The 14826-nt window shown below is 49.6% G+C and carries 15 protein-coding genes; 10 read left to right on the top strand and 5 right to left on the bottom strand.

Features of this window, described 5'->3' with window-relative positions:
- Nucleotides 1–255 precede the first annotated feature (255 nt).
- The 10 genes from trpS (at nucleotide 256) to ACO0LD_RS16660 (ending at nucleotide 10224) form a co-directional block, all read left to right on the top strand.
- Nucleotides 256–1275 carry a tryptophan--tRNA ligase gene (trpS, locus tag ACO0LD_RS16705; RefSeq protein WP_423008756.1) on the top strand — a complete coding sequence of 340 codons (1020 nt, stop codon included), beginning with the start codon at nucleotides 256–258 and terminating at the stop codon, nucleotides 1273–1275.
- A 53-nt stretch (nucleotides 1276–1328) separates the two neighbouring features.
- Nucleotides 1329–2555 (top strand): winged helix-turn-helix domain-containing protein, encoded by a 1227-nt coding sequence (locus ACO0LD_RS16700; protein WP_423008754.1) that lies wholly within the window; start codon nucleotides 1329–1331, stop codon nucleotides 2553–2555.
- The gene (locus tag ACO0LD_RS16695) at nucleotides 2556–3440 is read left to right on the top strand and encodes a dienelactone hydrolase family protein (protein ID WP_423008752.1); all 885 of its coding nucleotides are present in this window, start codon (nucleotides 2556–2558) and stop codon (nucleotides 3438–3440) included. It begins immediately after the preceding gene.
- A 136-nt stretch (nucleotides 3441–3576) separates the two neighbouring features.
- Complete coding sequence (locus ACO0LD_RS16690; protein ID WP_423008750.1) at nucleotides 3577–4032, top strand: universal stress protein; 456 nt, start codon at nucleotides 3577–3579, stop codon at nucleotides 4030–4032.
- A 137-nt stretch (nucleotides 4033–4169) separates the two neighbouring features.
- Complete coding sequence (locus ACO0LD_RS16685; protein ID WP_423008849.1) at nucleotides 4170–4811, top strand: response regulator; 642 nt, start codon at nucleotides 4170–4172, stop codon at nucleotides 4809–4811.
- Nucleotides 4812–5055: 244 nt separating this feature from the next.
- Nucleotides 5056–5439, top strand: a complete 384-nt coding sequence (locus ACO0LD_RS16680; RefSeq protein ID WP_423008748.1) for a response regulator — start codon at nucleotides 5056–5058, stop codon at nucleotides 5437–5439.
- 38 nt (nucleotides 5440–5477) lie between these two features.
- Nucleotides 5478–6365 (top strand): Crp/Fnr family transcriptional regulator, encoded by an 888-nt coding sequence (locus tag ACO0LD_RS16675; RefSeq protein ID WP_423008746.1) that lies wholly within the window; start codon nucleotides 5478–5480, stop codon nucleotides 6363–6365.
- Between the two features lie 108 nt (nucleotides 6366–6473).
- Entirely contained in the window at nucleotides 6474–7313 is an 840-nt protein-coding gene (locus ACO0LD_RS16670) for a universal stress protein (protein WP_423008744.1), read from the top strand.
- A gap of 246 nt (nucleotides 7314–7559) precedes the next feature.
- Nucleotides 7560–9488, top strand: coding sequence for an MASE3 domain-containing protein (locus ACO0LD_RS16665; RefSeq protein WP_423008742.1), 1929 nt, complete (start codon nucleotides 7560–7562; stop codon nucleotides 9486–9488).
- Between the two features lie 412 nt (nucleotides 9489–9900).
- Nucleotides 9901–10224 carry a flagellar basal body rod C-terminal domain-containing protein gene (locus ACO0LD_RS16660; protein ID WP_423008740.1) on the top strand — a complete coding sequence of 108 codons (324 nt, stop codon included), beginning with the start codon at nucleotides 9901–9903 and terminating at the stop codon, nucleotides 10222–10224.
- A gap of 38 nt (nucleotides 10225–10262) precedes the next feature.
- Here ACO0LD_RS16660 and ACO0LD_RS16655 read toward each other — a convergent pair whose 3' ends face one another.
- From ACO0LD_RS16655 to ccoG, 5 genes are read right to left on the bottom strand one after another with little or no spacing between them, the layout of a single operon-like run.
- The gene (locus tag ACO0LD_RS16655; RefSeq protein WP_423008738.1) at nucleotides 10263–11039 is read right to left on the bottom strand and encodes a sulfite exporter TauE/SafE family protein; all 777 of its coding nucleotides are present in this window, start codon (nucleotides 11037–11039) and stop codon (nucleotides 10263–10265) included.
- Between the two features lies 1 nt (nucleotide 11040).
- Nucleotides 11041–12444, bottom strand: a complete 1404-nt coding sequence (gene hemN / locus ACO0LD_RS16650) for an oxygen-independent coproporphyrinogen III oxidase (RefSeq protein WP_423008736.1) — start codon at nucleotides 12442–12444, stop codon at nucleotides 11041–11043.
- 9 nt (nucleotides 12445–12453) lie between these two features.
- Nucleotides 12454–12711: a hypothetical protein gene (locus tag ACO0LD_RS16645; protein ID WP_423008734.1), complete on the bottom strand. Its 258-nt coding sequence runs from the start codon at nucleotides 12709–12711 to the stop codon at nucleotides 12454–12456.
- 59 nt (nucleotides 12712–12770) lie between these two features.
- Complete coding sequence (locus tag ACO0LD_RS16640; protein WP_423008732.1) at nucleotides 12771–13316, bottom strand: FixH family protein; 546 nt, start codon at nucleotides 13314–13316, stop codon at nucleotides 12771–12773.
- A 9-nt stretch (nucleotides 13317–13325) separates the two neighbouring features.
- Nucleotides 13326–14738, bottom strand: coding sequence for a cytochrome c oxidase accessory protein CcoG (ccoG, locus tag ACO0LD_RS16635; RefSeq protein ID WP_423008730.1), 1413 nt, complete (start codon nucleotides 14736–14738; stop codon nucleotides 13326–13328).
- Nucleotides 14739–14826: the final 88 nt, after the last annotated feature.

Below are 14826 nucleotides of genomic sequence, written 5' to 3'. Positions count from 1 at the left end.
CACGATTTTATCATTGCAGGAAATGACTTTATAAGTAATTCACATGACAAGATGATAGTTTTGAGTGAATTAAATTAAATGCAGGGGCAGAATGGGGATAGAAGCACTGCAAATCTGGTCAAACTTGACATAGTCAGCCTGAAAACGGCATCATAGCCTTAGAACACGCCTTGATATACGTCATGCCGCTCATGATTCAGCGGCTTTTTTACGTATACTAGCTATTTTTCACCGCATCACCCAATTGGATTTAGCATGCTCCCTGGTACCGAAGATAAAAAACACCTGATACTGACAGGCGACCGCCCTACCGGCCCTCTCCACCTTGGCCATTTTGTGGGTAGCCTGCGCAACCGCGTCAAATTCCAGAACCAGTATGAGCAATACATCATGCTGGCAGATGCCCAGGCTTTGACCGATAATATGGAAAATCCAGCCAAGGTCCATGACAATGTCATGGAAGTGGCGCTTGATTACCTGGCCGTTGGCATAGACCCAGCCAAATCAACCATCTTGATACAGTCGCAAATTCCTGAATTGACGGAATTGACTTTCTACTACCTCAATCTGGTCACGGTAGCGCGCCTGGAACGCAACCCGACGATCAAACAAGAGATCACCCTGCGCAACTTTGAGCGCGACATCCCTGCCGGCTTTCTGACTTACCCTGTCAGCCAGGCAGCAGATATCAGCGCCTTCAAGGCCAGCCTGGTACCGGTCGGCGAAGACCAGATACCGATGATAGAACAGACCAATGAAATCGTCCGTCGCTTCAACCGTCTGGCAAATAAAGAGATATTGGTGGAATGCCAGGCGCTGGTACCTGAAATTGGCCGCCTGCCTGGTGTTGATGGTAAGGCCAAAATGAGCAAGTCACTGGGCAATGTTATCAACCTGAATTTTTCACCCGCCGAAATCAAGGCAGCAGTGCGTAATGTCTACACAGACCCATTGCATCTGCGGGTGGCTGACCCTGGCCACCTGGAAGGCAATGTTGCCTTTATGTACCTCGATGCCTTCGATGAAGATAAAGCTGGCCTGCAAGAAATGAAAGACCATTATGTCCGAGGTGGCCTCGGTGACAGCATCGTCAAAGCCCGTCTGGAAGGTATCTTGCAGGACATGCTGAAACCGATACGTGAACGCCGTGAAGAATTTGCCAAAGACCGTGGTCAAGTTTTGCAAATACTCAAGGAAGGCACACGTAAGGCTCGTGAAATCGCTGCACAAACGACTGATGAAGTCAGGGCAGCAATCGGCTTGAAACACTTCTGATCTACGGGGGGGATTCCCCCGTCTCCCCCAGTTATTTTTACGGCGAAGACTCTATGAGCGCAACTGATTTCCATCTGACACTCAGTTCCGCTCGTGCCCTGCATCTGGCAGCACAGGGCTTGTTGAATCCTCCGCCACGCAAAACTGGCAAACAGGATGTACTGGCCTGCATACGCAATATGTCGGCACTGCAAATTGACACCATCAGCGTGGTGGCGCGCAGTCCTTACCTGGTGCTGTGGAGCCGTCTTGGCAATTATCCGCATGCATGGCTGCATGAATTGCTGGAAGAAGGTCATCTGTTTGAATACTGGTCACATGAAGCCTGCTTCCTGCCTATAGAAGACTATGGCCTGTACCGTCATCAAATGGTGTCACCACAGGGACTGGGCTGGAAATATAATCACAAGTGGCTCAAGGAAAATGCTGCGCAGGTAGAAACCGTTCGTCAGCATATCCATGCAAATGGCGCCAGCCGTTCGGCAGACTTTGAACGCACTGATGGCAAAAGCGGTGGCTGGTGGGAATGGAAGCCGGAAAAACGCTCACTGGAAGTGCTGTTCACGACCGGTGAAGTGATGGTTGCCAAGCGCCATAATTTCCAGCGCATTTATGACTTGCGTGAACGCGTACATCCCAAATGGAATGACAAAAAACATCTGAAACCTATCCTGCATTGCGAGCGCACACAAATCTTGCAATCTGTCCGTGCGCTGGGTATTTGCAAGGCAAACTGGATCGGTGATTATTTCCGCATGGGCAAACCCGATATCAGTAACCAGACAGCGCAACTGGTCAAAGAAGGCTTATTGATACCCGTCACGGTTGATCAACACGACACCCTGTTTTATGTGCATCCAGATCGCCGCGACTTACTGGAACAGGCAGGCGAGAACAAGCTGAAAGCTACCGCAACCCGTATCCTTTCACCTTTTGACCCGGTGGTGTGGGACAGGAAACGTGCGATAGACCTGTTTGATTTCGACTATAAACTTGAATGCTATACGCCAGCGCCAAAACGGCGTTATGGCTATTTCACCCTGCCTATCTTGCGCAAAGGTGCTCTGATTGGGCGTATGGACGCCAAAGCCCATCGCAAGGAAGGCATACTGGAAATCAAGGCTCTGCATCTGGAACCGGGTGTGCGCGTTTCTCAAGCCCTGGCGACGGACCTGGCAAAAACCTTGCGTGAATTCGCCGCGTGGCATGAATGCAATGATCTGCAACTGACATGGAGTAGTTCAGCAGAACTGACACCATTACTAGAGGCCCTGATTTAAATGTCTCCACGATACGCATTATTAATCAGCCTGCTGCTTGCCTGTCGCGTGGCAATGGCCGGTGACGCTCCCGAGAAGATCAGCTTTCCCAGCCTGGACCTGCAAAACGACCAGGCGGTCCAGCTTGACGCCTTCTGGTTCCGTGCCAGTGGCAATGCTGCCAACGCTCCGACCGTCATTGCCCTGCATGGTTGCGGCGGTTTGTACAGCACCCGCAAGGGACATGAACAGGAACTGAATGCCAGGCATCATAATATGGCCAGACTATTGCAGGAAAATGGCTATAACGTGCTGATGCCTGACAGTTTTCGCCCGCGCGGCACAAATAGCATCTGCAGCAGCGCCTACAAAAACCGTGATATCAGCACCAACAACCGCCGCCTGGATGTGCAGGCTGCCTTGCAATGGCTGGGCAGGCAAACTACCGTTGATGCAAAAAATATTGCTCTTTTGGGCTGGTCGAATGGTGGTTCTACCACGCTGAATGCCTTGAATACTGCCCATAAAGCAGCAGGCAAGGACGATCTTTACCCCAAGGCAGCCGTGGCTTTTTATCCCGGCTGCCAGGGCTATCTGAAAGCGCGCCCTGCTTATCGTCTGGCTTCACCCCTGTTGATACTGATCGGTGCAGAAGATGACTGGACACCTGCTGCTCCTTGCGTAAGTTTTGAAAAAATGCTCGCACCATCGCCTGTCAAGGTCAGTGTCTTTGCCGATAGTTATCATGATTTTGATGCCCCAGACCTGCCGGTGCGCAAACGCATGGATGTGCCGAATGGCGTGCATCCGGGACAAGGTGTGACGACAGGCAGCAACCCTGCCGCCAAAGAACTTGCCTACAAGGAAATGCTGCTGTTTCTTAAACAGCACTTGAGTGCGCAATGAGTGTGCAATGAATGCACAATAAGTACACGATGATCGCTGAATAATTCATCAAATCCCTTGTTTGAAGTCAAAGCTGGTGCAACAATCAAGATGCATACTAGAACAGTTTCAAGTTCAACGATGAAAGGCACAGGATATGTACTCCAGGATATTGTTACCCACTGACGGTTCCGAACTGTCACATGCATGTGTCACAGCCGGACTCGAATTTGCGCTGCAATTGAAGGCCGAAGTCGTCGCTGTATTCGTTGCCGGCAATTATCAGTATCCGCTGTATGTCGACATCCTGCCACCCAATGGCCCGACTGAAGATGAATACAGGGCAGCCATGCAGGTCATGGCTGAAAACTATCTGCAACCCGTCAGGGAAGCCGCAGCGGCTGCCGGACTCGCCTATCAGGAAGTCATACAGTTCAATGACTCCACCGCCAAGGAAATCGTCCACACCGCGCAGGAATATGCTTGCGACCTGATCTTCATGGGCTCACATGGCAGGAGCGGACTGGGCCAGTTCCTGCTGGGCAGTGTCACCACCAAAGTATTGTCACTGTGTCTGATACCAGTACTGGTGCACAGGATCAAGCATCACTGAACCATACATAAGTCGGTCATAAGCCCGACATAGTCCACATCGCGCATCAGGCTACAGTACAATAGTGAAAATCCTTGCTCTGACACAAGTATGTGCCAGATGCACCAATGAACATCTATTGCAGCCCCACCGCCCCTATGACCCGCATCTTGATCGCCGACGACCATACCATCATGCGTGAAGGACTGAAACGCATACTTGAAGGTATAGAAGATATACAGGTAGTTGGCGAGGCGATAGATGGTTTCGATACTCTCGAAAAAGTACGTAATACTGAATTTGATGTCTTGCTGATGGACTTGTCCATGCCTGGCCGCAGTGGTGTCGACCTGATACGCCAGATCAAGGATGAGTTCCCCAAACTGCCAATACTGATACTCACCATGCATGAAGAAGAACAGTATGCCGTGCGTGCCATACGCGCCGGTGCACGTGGCTATCTGACCAAGGAAAGCGCTGGCACACAACTGGTCACTGCCCTGCGCAAGGTCGCCTCTGGTCGTCCTTATATCAGCATAGAAGTGGCAGAACAACTGGCCATGAGCGCCATGCCTGCAGATGATAGTCAACCGCACACCAGCTTGTCTGACCGCGAATTTGAAGTATTCACCCATCTGGTCAAAGGGAAGTCCATCACTGAAATCGGTGAACTCTTGCATTTGAGCGTGAAGACAGTCAGCACGCACAAGACCCGTATCATGCAAAAGATGAATATGAGTACCCTCTCTGATCTGGTGCAATACGCCGTTGCCCACCATCTCTTGCAGCCTCAGGCTTAAGCCCTGCCACTCTCCCACCATTCCCCTTCCCCCTCCTTCAGCACCCATTAATAAATACCTGATGTAGCGCAGCCAGTCCAGGCAGGATGGCTCGCGCCTTTTCAGCGCCCCCAATTTGCCTGCTAGGAATATTCCTACAAGAGCAGCGCCAAATCTGACAGTTCAAATCAGCATCTCCTGATTTAAATCAAAGCCCATGCTCACGATAATAGAGCCTGAGCAAACGCACATAGCAAGCCACAACATGAACCTCTACATCCTTGAAGATTCAGTCCTGATTCAAAACCGCCTGATACGGTTCGTTGAAGAAATGCCTGGCATGCAGGTACTAGGTGTGGCAGGCGATATGGGGAGTGCCTATCAAGCCCTGCTTGGCAATGATGCCGACGCGCTGATACTGGACATCCAGCTCGCTGACGGCAATGGCTTGCAGTTTTTAAAAAATATCAAGCAAAGCAAGCCAGGAATCAAAGTGGTAGTGCTGACAAATCACGCGACCGAAGGCAACCGCATCCATGCCTTGCGCGCAGGTGCAGACGGTTTTCTCGACAAATCCACCGATTTTGGCCAGTTACAAGATTATCTGCTGCGTTGGCAGCAACCAGATTCGAATCATCAAATCAATTAATAAACTAATTAATGTCGCTTACCTTTCAAGGGAATATCATGACTACAGCAGCCTTCACAACCAGCACCGGCAATCAATCTTCCATTGCCAGCAAAAATGTCTTTCCAGTCATTTCCAATGAAGCTGGCTGGCGTTGTCACGGCAATCTCTGGTCGAATCTGCAGGAAGTCTGTGAACTCTTGCGTATTCCCACCCCTGCCGCTTCTGCAGATGAAGAGGCGCTGTTCCAGCATGTGCGTTTTAAAGCTGGCCAAAGAGTGCATACCATAGGCCAGGACTTTGACACCTTGTATATCGTCAATTCCGGTTTCTTAAAAACCGTGCTGCTCGACGAATATGGCAATGAACAAGTATTGAGCTTCCCTATGAAAGGCGATTTGCTTGGCATCGATGGTATCCATAGCCAGCACCATGCCTCTGAGGCAGTTGCCTTGTCTGACTGCGACATCATATTGCTGCCTTATAAAACCTTCTCTGCATTGGGGCGCATTTATGCTGAACTGGAACAAGCCATGTTCAGCGTCATGAGCCGGGAACTGGTGCGTGAACAGATCATGATAGGCATGCTCAGTGCCCTCAGTGCAGAGGCCAAGGTCGCCCGTTTCCTGACCACCCTGGGCGAACGTTTCAGTCAGCTCGGTTACTCTGGCAAGACTTTCAATTTGCGCATGACCCGCCATGAGATAGGCAGCTACCTGGGCCTGACCCTGGAAACAGTCAGCCGCACCCTGTCTGCCTTTAATGAAATGGGTCTGATCAGCGTTGATCAACGCCAGATCGCCTTGAATGATGTACCTGCGCTGAAAACCCTGCGTCGCCTGCCGCCTGCCAAATCACGCATCAAGGTCAGTGAAAAAGTATCGGCTTTAGTTGCCAAGAATTTATTGCCACAATGGGGTAAAGAAGTTGCTGTTACCTTAAATTAGTGTAAGCTTTAACAAGTAGCCGTATCTTTTTGTCGTGCTTGACATGGCAAAAAGATAGCTGAACTTGTATTTGTTTTTTTTCCAGGATTCCACATCAAGGAGTAAAACATGCCATACAAAACCATACTGGTTCATGTTGATGAATCTGAACGCTCGAACTTCCGCGTGCGTGTCGCAGCAGAAATTGCCAAAAGCGACGAAGCCCACCTGATAGGAACCGCCGTTACCGGCGTCTCACGTTTTATCTATCAGGATGGCAATATCAGTGCGAATGATCCCAACCTGACCATACACCTGAATTATTTGCGTGAACGCGCAGAAAAAGCAGCCAGCAATTTCAATGAGCAAGCGCAATCGCTGGGAGTAAACTCCTATGACAGCATGATTGCCAATGATGAAGCTGGCGGTGGCATAGGCCTCCAAGCCAGGTATAGCGATCTGGTGGTTATAGGCCAGACCAATCGCGATGAGCCTTCACCGTCAGTGTTGCCAGACTTCCCCGAATACCTGATCATGAATTCTGGCCGCCCGATATTGATCATCCCATATGTCGGAGATGTCACTACCGTGGCAAAACGGCCATTGATCGCCTGGGATACCAGTCGCGAATCCACCCGTGCCATCACAGATGCCATTCCCCTGCTACGTCGTGCAGACCTGGTGCATGTGGCGATTTTCAATCCCAAGGCTGTCCCTGACAGCCACGGCGAACAACCAGGTGCCGATATTGCGCTTTACCTGGCAAGACATGGCATCAAGGTTGAAGTTGGCGTGCATAAAACGTCGACTGATATCGGCAATGCCCTGCTGTCGCTGGCACATGATCTGGACAATGATTTGCTGGTCATGGGTGGCTATGGTCATTCACGCTTCCGCGAAATGATCATGGGTGGCGTTACCAAGACCATCTTGCAGAGTATGACTCTCCCGGTACTGATGTCACATTAACAGGACTTGCGCAAAATTGTCCCAGCAAGGCGTAGCGACGAAGACAGTACTTTAGTACGACTAGGAGCTAACAACGCAGCTGGGGCGGTTTTGCGAAAGTCCTAATTAAACTGTTTTACTTTTAGCTTTAGCAAATGACACTCCTTCTACAGGAGTGTCATTTTCATTTGTAGCGAGCAGGATAGCGAAAGCAATCTGACATTTCCGAACTAAAATAAGCATCTCTTCTCAGAACAACAAAAATATATGGCGCATGATTATCCAAGACTGGTAAAAGCACGCTGGACAGCAGGCTTGCTTGCCCTGCTATCCAGCGTTTTATGGCTGAATCACGCCTCCCTGTCGGCGATACGGATGCCTGCCCCTTTACCTGTTCATACGGTACTGGAAACCATCACCATCGTAATATTTACTTCGGTATTTATCGTGTGCTGGAATGCCTATGGTGGTGCACGAAAGAAGAGTAGCGTCATCCTGGCAGTCGCGTTTTTGTGTACCGCCATCCTGGGCTTCATGCATGCGATAAGCTTTCAGGGCATGCCTGGCTTTCCTGATGCCGAAGACATGCATAAATCCCTGCTGTTCTGGCTGCTGTCGCGTTCATTCATCGCCACTACCCTGCTGGGTCTGGCGCTGGCACCGGAGGATTCAGAAGTCAGTCCAGCTCAAGCCTATTTTGTGTTGATTGCAGGATTGATAGCCACCGCAGGCTGGATGATGATGGTGTTTGTGCTGCCGCATCTGTTACCGCTTACTTATATTCAAGGCGAGGGACAGACTTCGTTCAAGATGGCTTGTGAAGTTGGCCTGATCGCTATCAATCTGTTCACCGCCTATCAATTGAACAAGCGGGAAGAAGCCATTTCCGAACCCGGCGGACAAGAAGGACGCCTGCAGATAGAACGCACGCCATTGTTTCTTGCGGCCACTCTGCTAGCCATATCTGAAGTGTACTTTGCCATTTATGCAGATGGTAATGATGTCTTCGTCGCCATTGGCCATGTGTTTCAGTTGCTGGCTGCGATTGCGATTTATCGCGGCATGGTGGCAGTGAATATTCATACCCCCTATGCCAGCCTGGCAGAAACCAGCCAGAATCTGGCCAACTCGGCAAAGGAACTCAGCATAGAGCGTGAACGCCTGAGCCGCATGATCGATACTGCCATAGACGGCATCATCACTATCGATGAATCCCAGTCCATCATCCTCGTCAATCCGGCCGCCGCTGCCACGTTCGGTTATGACGTGCAGGATTTAATGGGCGCTTCACTTAACCTCGTATTACCAGAACGCCATCGCAAAGTGCATGGCAAGCATGTGCAGCAATTTGGTGAGACAGGGGAAACGCGCAGAAAGATGGGGGGTAATTTTGATGATTTTTATGTCACCGGCGTGAAAGCCAATGGCGAAGAATTTCCTATAGAAGCTTCGATTTCCAGCCAGATAGAAAACGGCAAGCGTTTTTATACCGTCATCTTCCGCGACATCACAGAACGTAAAGTCGCCAAGGAAAAAATGGCGCTTTACCACGATGAACTGACACAGTTGTCTGCCGCCCTGCAAAGCATACGTGAAGAAGAACGCAAACATATAGCACGTGAACTGCATGACGATCTCGGTCAATTGCTGGCCGCCCTGCGCATGGACTTATCGTTGCTGCAAAGAGATAGCGTATTGACTGGCAAAACCCAGCAAACCCTGAATAGCATGGACCAGCTGATACTGACCTCCATCACCACGCTGCGACGCATAGCAACCGACCTCAGGCCGCGTGCTCTGGATGAAGGTGGCCTGTACTTTGCCCTGCAAACACTGCAAAAAGACTTTTCTCAACGACATGGCATAGCTTGTGACCTGGAAGCCAATGAAGAACAGCTAGCGCTTGACGATGCGCGCAGCACGGCCATCTTCCGCATCATCCAGGAATCGCTGACCAATGTGGTCAGGCACGCAGATGCCACCGAAGTGCAAATTGCATTCGAGCGCAACCCGACTACGCTCAGTTTCAGTGTAACTGACAATGGCAAAGGAATAGAGGCCGATGAAATGCGCAAATCACGTTCTTTTGGCCTGGTGGGCATGCGTGAACGCGTCAAGGCCATGCAGGGTGAGTTCCAGGTTACCAGTCAGCCTGGCGAGGGAACCAGGCTGAAAATTAATTTGCCACTAAGTTAAGTAGAACTCATTTCATAAATAGGGTGAGATGCGTTTGTCTCATAACGTGGGCTGGCCAATGGTAAAACTATGGACGAGGCAGTCAATAGCTTTGCCTGTTGATAACGAGTCCAACGCAGTCCAGCGCGCGTTATGAGGCAAACCCTCCGGGAACTGACGATTTGGGCGCATTGCAGCGTGCAGTTTGTTACCCCGCTCTCGCTAAGGCACCAGCCTTAGCTTCGCAGGGTACACACCTTAGGCCTTGCACTGCATCCCAAATCGTCTTGTTCGCACTCATCCTATTTATGAAATGAGTTCTAAATAAATCAAGCAAATAAGCTAAGCAAATTGAATAGCCGTGCAAACTTATCCGTTCCGGTATAAGCTTTCATTAAATCACCTTGTAATCACATTGTACCTGGAGTATTTCATGTCAGTTTCAGCGCTTAACAGTGGCCTGTCAGGACTCAAGGCTTACACCCGTGCGCTGGACAGTTCTGGTCACAATGTGGCGAATGCCAGCACCTCAGGTTTCGTTCCGCAGCAAGTCAGTTTTCAAGAGCAGCCTGCAGGTGGTGTGATTGCCAATATCAGCCGGGAAGGTAGCAGCCTGGCTTCGCAAGAACTGAGCGGTACTGACCTGACCAGCGAAATCGTGCAATCCTTACAATTTAAAACAGGTTTTGATTTGTCTGCAAAAATTATCAAGACTGCAGATGAATTACTGGGTACGCTGATCGATATCAAGGCTTGATGCCGAACTTGATACTAGTTTTATTAGCTTTGACCTGCTTAGGCAGTTGGCACCAGACATAAGAAGGATGGCATATCCTTCATATCAAAATACCAAAGCCCCAAAGCACCTACCCCTATCAGGATTGCTGCTCCCAGATAGCGCAGGCCACGCATGAGTTTTATATTCTGCGCCTGTTGCATGACTGCCTGAGTCAGTAATAAATGCGGTAATGCAAACACGCCAAACACCAGCATCAGCAAAGCGCCTGACCAGGCATCGCCCGACAATAAGGCAAATGGTGCAACACCATACAAAAGGCCGCAAGGCAGACAACCCCAGCTCATACCCAATAAAAATGGATATCTTGCTGCCTGTTGCAGCGATGGCAGTCTCCTGGTCAATCCCGCATGTAATTTCGCCAGAAAATTTTGCAAAAAAGGAAGTTGCGGCGACAGACCCAATACGCGCAAACCAAGAAGTATCAACATCAAATTGCCGATGACGAACAGAATTTGCTGAACTGGAAAATAAGGTTTGAACAACATGCCCGCCGTTCCAAGACCGCCAAGAATAGCGCCAGCAATTACATAGGTAAAGATGCGGCCGCTTTGCAATAAGCTTTGATATAGCAATCTGGTGTGCAAGTTAACTGCAGTTTGCTCAGTCCTTCCCTGAGCTGTCATGGCAATCGGAATGATTTTGCTGACAGCTGTGTCACGCTTCTGCCCTGCCTGCGTCAGCAACATGGAAATACCGCCACACATGCCAGCACAATGGACACCACCTATGGCACCAGCAGTCATCGCGGCAAATACCAAAGGAAGGGTCAGCATATCAAATCAATTTGGAATACCGGGCACCTGATTGCTGCGACAGATAGCGATCAAATACCATAGCCAATGCGCGTACAAACAAACGCCCTTTGGCAGGAATGCTGATACTGGCATCATCAATGCAGACTATGCCTTCTTTTGCATAGTCTTGTAGTTTCAACAGTTCAGCAGCAAAATAATCGGGGAAAGAAATGCCATATTGCATTTCAAGAAATTTGAAATTCAGGGTATTACTGCACATCAGGCTCATGATGACCTGTCTGCGCAAGATATCATCGACATCCAGATGGTAACCTTTCTCGACAGGCAATATCCCTTTGTCCAGACTGGCATAGTATTCATCCAGGGTACGCAGGTTCTGGCCATAAGAAGCGCCGACCTTGCCTATCGCCGACAAGCCCAGAGCAATAAGGTCACAATCTGCACGCGTGGTATAACCCTGAAAATTCCTGTGCAGGCTGCCATCCAGCGTAGCCTGTGCCAGACTGTCATCCGGTTTGGCAAAATGATCCAGGCCTATATAGACATAACCCTCAGCCAGCAGACGTTTGATCGACATCAAAAAAATCTGCAGGCGTTGTTCAGCAGATGGTAAATCTGCTTCGGCAATACGGCGCTGCGGTTTGAACCGTGTCGGCAAATGGGCATAGTTGTATAAGGCAATGCGGGCTGGCGACAAGGTGATGACCTGATCCAGGGTTTGCGAAAAACTGTCCAGATTCTGTTTGGGTAAACCATAGATCAAATCAAAATTGATGGACTGAAAACCGCAGGCGCGGCTATCAGCCACAGTTTGTGCCACCATTTCATAAGGCTGGATACGGTGCACTGCCTTTTGCACATCGGCATTGAAATCCTGCACACCCAGACTGGTGCGATTGAAGCCCAGTTCTGCCAGCAATTGCAAAGTCTCCGTCGTGACCGTACGAGGATCTATTTCGATGGAAATTTCAGCGTCATCAGAAAAATCAAAGTGCTCGCGCAATAAATGCATCAACTGACGCAATTCAGCATGACTGAGAAAGGTAGGTGTACCACCACCCAGATGCAACTGACTCAAGGTTTCCCTGTCATGCAAATGCCCTGTGACCAGTTTCAATTCCTTGGCCAGATATTCCAGGTATTTGGCTGAGCGTCCATGATCTTTGGTGATCACTTTATTACATGCGCAGTAATAACAAAGTGAAGCACAAAACGGGATGTGTATGTACAGGGATAATGGCGGCTTGTTTAATAAGCGGCTACGCTCTTCCAGGTAGAGTATGTAAGACTCTGCAGTAAAACCTTCAAGGAACCTGTCCGCTGTAGGGTAAGACGTGTACCTAGGTCCCAGACTGTCGAAACGACGTATCAAGCCTTCTGGAATTTCTATTGCTGGAAATGCAGCCGGTTCGTTCATTTTCATAATAATGTCTCAGTGCGCTTTTTGCGCAAGCAAGGCCGTCAAACCGCTAGACAGAATCCCCAGCAACCAGAAGGTAAAAAAACCTACTGTATAAACACCGGTTTCATGCATTTGCAGGCGCTGATCCAGCACAATCAACTCCATAGGGTCAACCAGGCTGAAAAACAAGCCTGTTGCCGCACAAGCCATCAAAAATGCAGGCCACAAGACAATCATTAACATGGAGCGCAACTGTGGTTTGCGTGCTGTGATAGTGTTATGTTCCAAATCCTGTCCCCTTCTAGTGGTTATCCAGCCTCAGGTCAGCAAGCTTTCAGGGATTGCCTTCATTTTGCTGCATTCAGTTGCAGCGGTTTTTGTCCTGGATCAAACCAGTCGCCTGTCAAACGCCAGTCCGTGGTCTCAAGTTTGATATGGAACAGTTTTACTGCTGCTTCACCTGCCTTGGGCATCAATTTCAAATCACCTTCATATTGTCCCGGTGACATCTGTTTCATAGGCAGCCTGCGGATGACTTCACTGACAGAATTAGTCCCGACCGCCGCATTGGCCATGCTGAGTTGTATGCTTTCTGGTAAATTGCCCTTGCCACTCAATTGCAGTCTGATCTTGCCATTGGCAAAATCAGCATTGATGTAGGCATTCAGTTGCAATTCCCTGGCCCTGGCATCGCGCTGTATATCTTTGTTGATCATCAAACCCTGCTTGTAATAATCTTCGGCGACGACCTTGTCAGCACCACGCATGGCAATGTAGCCGGTGTAAAGGCTGGCGCATACCACAAAGGCCGGACCGCCTGCGACCAGCAGCAACCATGGTTCTTTGTACCAGGTATCACGCCTGGATTTTGGGGGCATCAAACTGGCTTCCATTTTCTTCTCCTATCGTGGAACGATGAACACGGCTTTTTCAGTCACCGTCACTTCTGGTGAGTCCAGATCCTTGACAATAAAGCGTATGCGGTTGGAACCTTTGGCCAACACATTTGCTGGCACCCTGACCCTGATCGGGAAGGCTTTTGCTGTTGCAGATCCAACTTCAAGATTAGCTGAATTCACGATAACTGCACCACTTGCACCCTGCACTTCCACACTGTAATGCCGGGCTGACTCCTGGGTGTTCATCACTTGCAGGCGGTAGACATTCTCTATTGCGCCAGTCTCAGTGACTTTAGGCATGCCACGGTCTTTGATGACATCAACCTTTAATGGCGTATGCAAGGCCAGAGAAACTGCTGCCAGTAAAATAATCAAACCCAGCAAACCACCATAGATCAGGGTGCGCATGCGGAACACGCGCTTCCACATGGCTTTGTCATCCAGCTTTGTTGTCAGTGCATGTTCGGTGGTGTAACGTATCAGGCCACGCTCATAGCCCATCTTGTCCATCACCTGATCACAACCATCAATGCAGGCACCGCAGGCGATACATTCATATTGCAAGCCATCACGGATGTCGATACCGGTTGGACACACCTGTACGCAAATCCCGCAATCAACACAGTCGCCCAAGCCCTGAGACTTGTAATCGACTTTCTTGTTTCTGGAACCACGTGGATCACCGCGCGCTGTATCGTAAGTAACGATCAGCGTGTCCTTGTCAAACATGGCACTCTGGAAGCGCGCATAAGGGCACATGTATTTACAGACTTGTTCACGCATCCAGCCCGCATTGCCGTAGGTAGCAAAACCGTAGAACAGGAACCAGAATGTTTCCCATGGGCCTAGCGTAAAACTACCCATTTCTATCGCCAGCTCCCGTATAGGCGTGAAATAACCGACGAAAGTAAAACCAGTCCACAACGCCAATACTATCCAGATGAAATGCTTGATGAATTTGAGAGAAAATTTGTGTACCGACATCGGCGAAGCATCAAGCTTGACTCTCGCATTACGCTCGCCTTCTATCTTTGCTTCTATCCATAAAAAGATTTCCGTGTACACGGTTTGCGGACAGGCATAACCACAAAAAACTCTGCCAGCAATGGCGGTAAACAAAAACAGACTCAAGGCTGAAATGACCAGCAAGACCGCCAGATAAATAAAATCCTGGGGCCATAAAACCAGACCAAAAATATAAAATTTACGTGCTACCAGATCAAACAATACAGCCTGTCTGTCGTTCCAGTTCAGCCAGGCGGTGCCATAAAACAAAGCCTGGGTAAAAAATACCAGCACCCAGCGCCAGGAAGAAAACCAGCCTGTTTGTGTACGTGGATAGATCTTCCTGCGCTCTTCAAAAAGCGCCATTTCGGCTTCTTCTATCGGCACCTGGATGATGGGTATGTGCTTCATCGTGATTCTGTTTTTCTTAATAAGACAAGGTGGCGAAGCCAATCAATGCAGGCGGAGCATGCTGTATGATCATTTCCCCTCCCAGCAT

The sequence above is a fragment of the Undibacterium sp. Ji83W genome, from assembly GCF_049340385.1.
Classification (GTDB): domain Bacteria; phylum Pseudomonadota; class Gammaproteobacteria; order Burkholderiales; family Burkholderiaceae_D; genus Undibacterium.
The sequence above is the reverse complement of the archived record's forward strand: the minus strand, read 5'-3'. Positions and strand labels throughout refer to the sequence as shown.

Coding starts and splice junctions, on each gene's coding strand:
- ACO0LD_RS16680 (WP_423008748.1), top strand. CDS start 5,056: ATGAACCTCTACATCCTTGAAGATTCAGTCCTGATTCAAAACCGCCTG.
- trpS (WP_423008756.1), top strand. CDS start 256: ATGCTCCCTGGTACCGAAGATAAAAAACACCTGATACTGACAGGCGAC.
- ccoG (WP_423008730.1), bottom strand. CDS start 14,738: ATGAAGCACATACCCATCATCCAGGTGCCGATAGAAGAAGCCGAAATG.
- ACO0LD_RS16700 (WP_423008754.1), top strand. CDS start 1,329: ATGAGCGCAACTGATTTCCATCTGACACTCAGTTCCGCTCGTGCCCTG.
- ACO0LD_RS16660 (WP_423008740.1), top strand. CDS start 9,901: ATGTCAGTTTCAGCGCTTAACAGTGGCCTGTCAGGACTCAAGGCTTAC.
- ACO0LD_RS16685 (WP_423008849.1), top strand. CDS start 4,170: ATGACCCGCATCTTGATCGCCGACGACCATACCATCATGCGTGAAGGA.
- hemN (WP_423008736.1), bottom strand. CDS start 12,444: ATGAAAATGAACGAACCGGCTGCATTTCCAGCAATAGAAATTCCAGAA.
- ACO0LD_RS16655 (WP_423008738.1), bottom strand. CDS start 11,039: ATGCTGACCCTTCCTTTGGTATTTGCCGCGATGACTGCTGGTGCCATA.
- ACO0LD_RS16690 (WP_423008750.1), top strand. CDS start 3,577: ATGTACTCCAGGATATTGTTACCCACTGACGGTTCCGAACTGTCACAT.
- ACO0LD_RS16640 (WP_423008732.1), bottom strand. CDS start 13,316: ATGGAAGCCAGTTTGATGCCCCCAAAATCCAGGCGTGATACCTGGTAC.
- ACO0LD_RS16670 (WP_423008744.1), top strand. CDS start 6,474: ATGCCATACAAAACCATACTGGTTCATGTTGATGAATCTGAACGCTCG.
- ACO0LD_RS16675 (WP_423008746.1), top strand. CDS start 5,478: ATGACTACAGCAGCCTTCACAACCAGCACCGGCAATCAATCTTCCATT.
- ACO0LD_RS16665 (WP_423008742.1), top strand. CDS start 7,560: ATGGCGCATGATTATCCAAGACTGGTAAAAGCACGCTGGACAGCAGGC.
- ACO0LD_RS16695 (WP_423008752.1), top strand. CDS start 2,556: ATGTCTCCACGATACGCATTATTAATCAGCCTGCTGCTTGCCTGTCGC.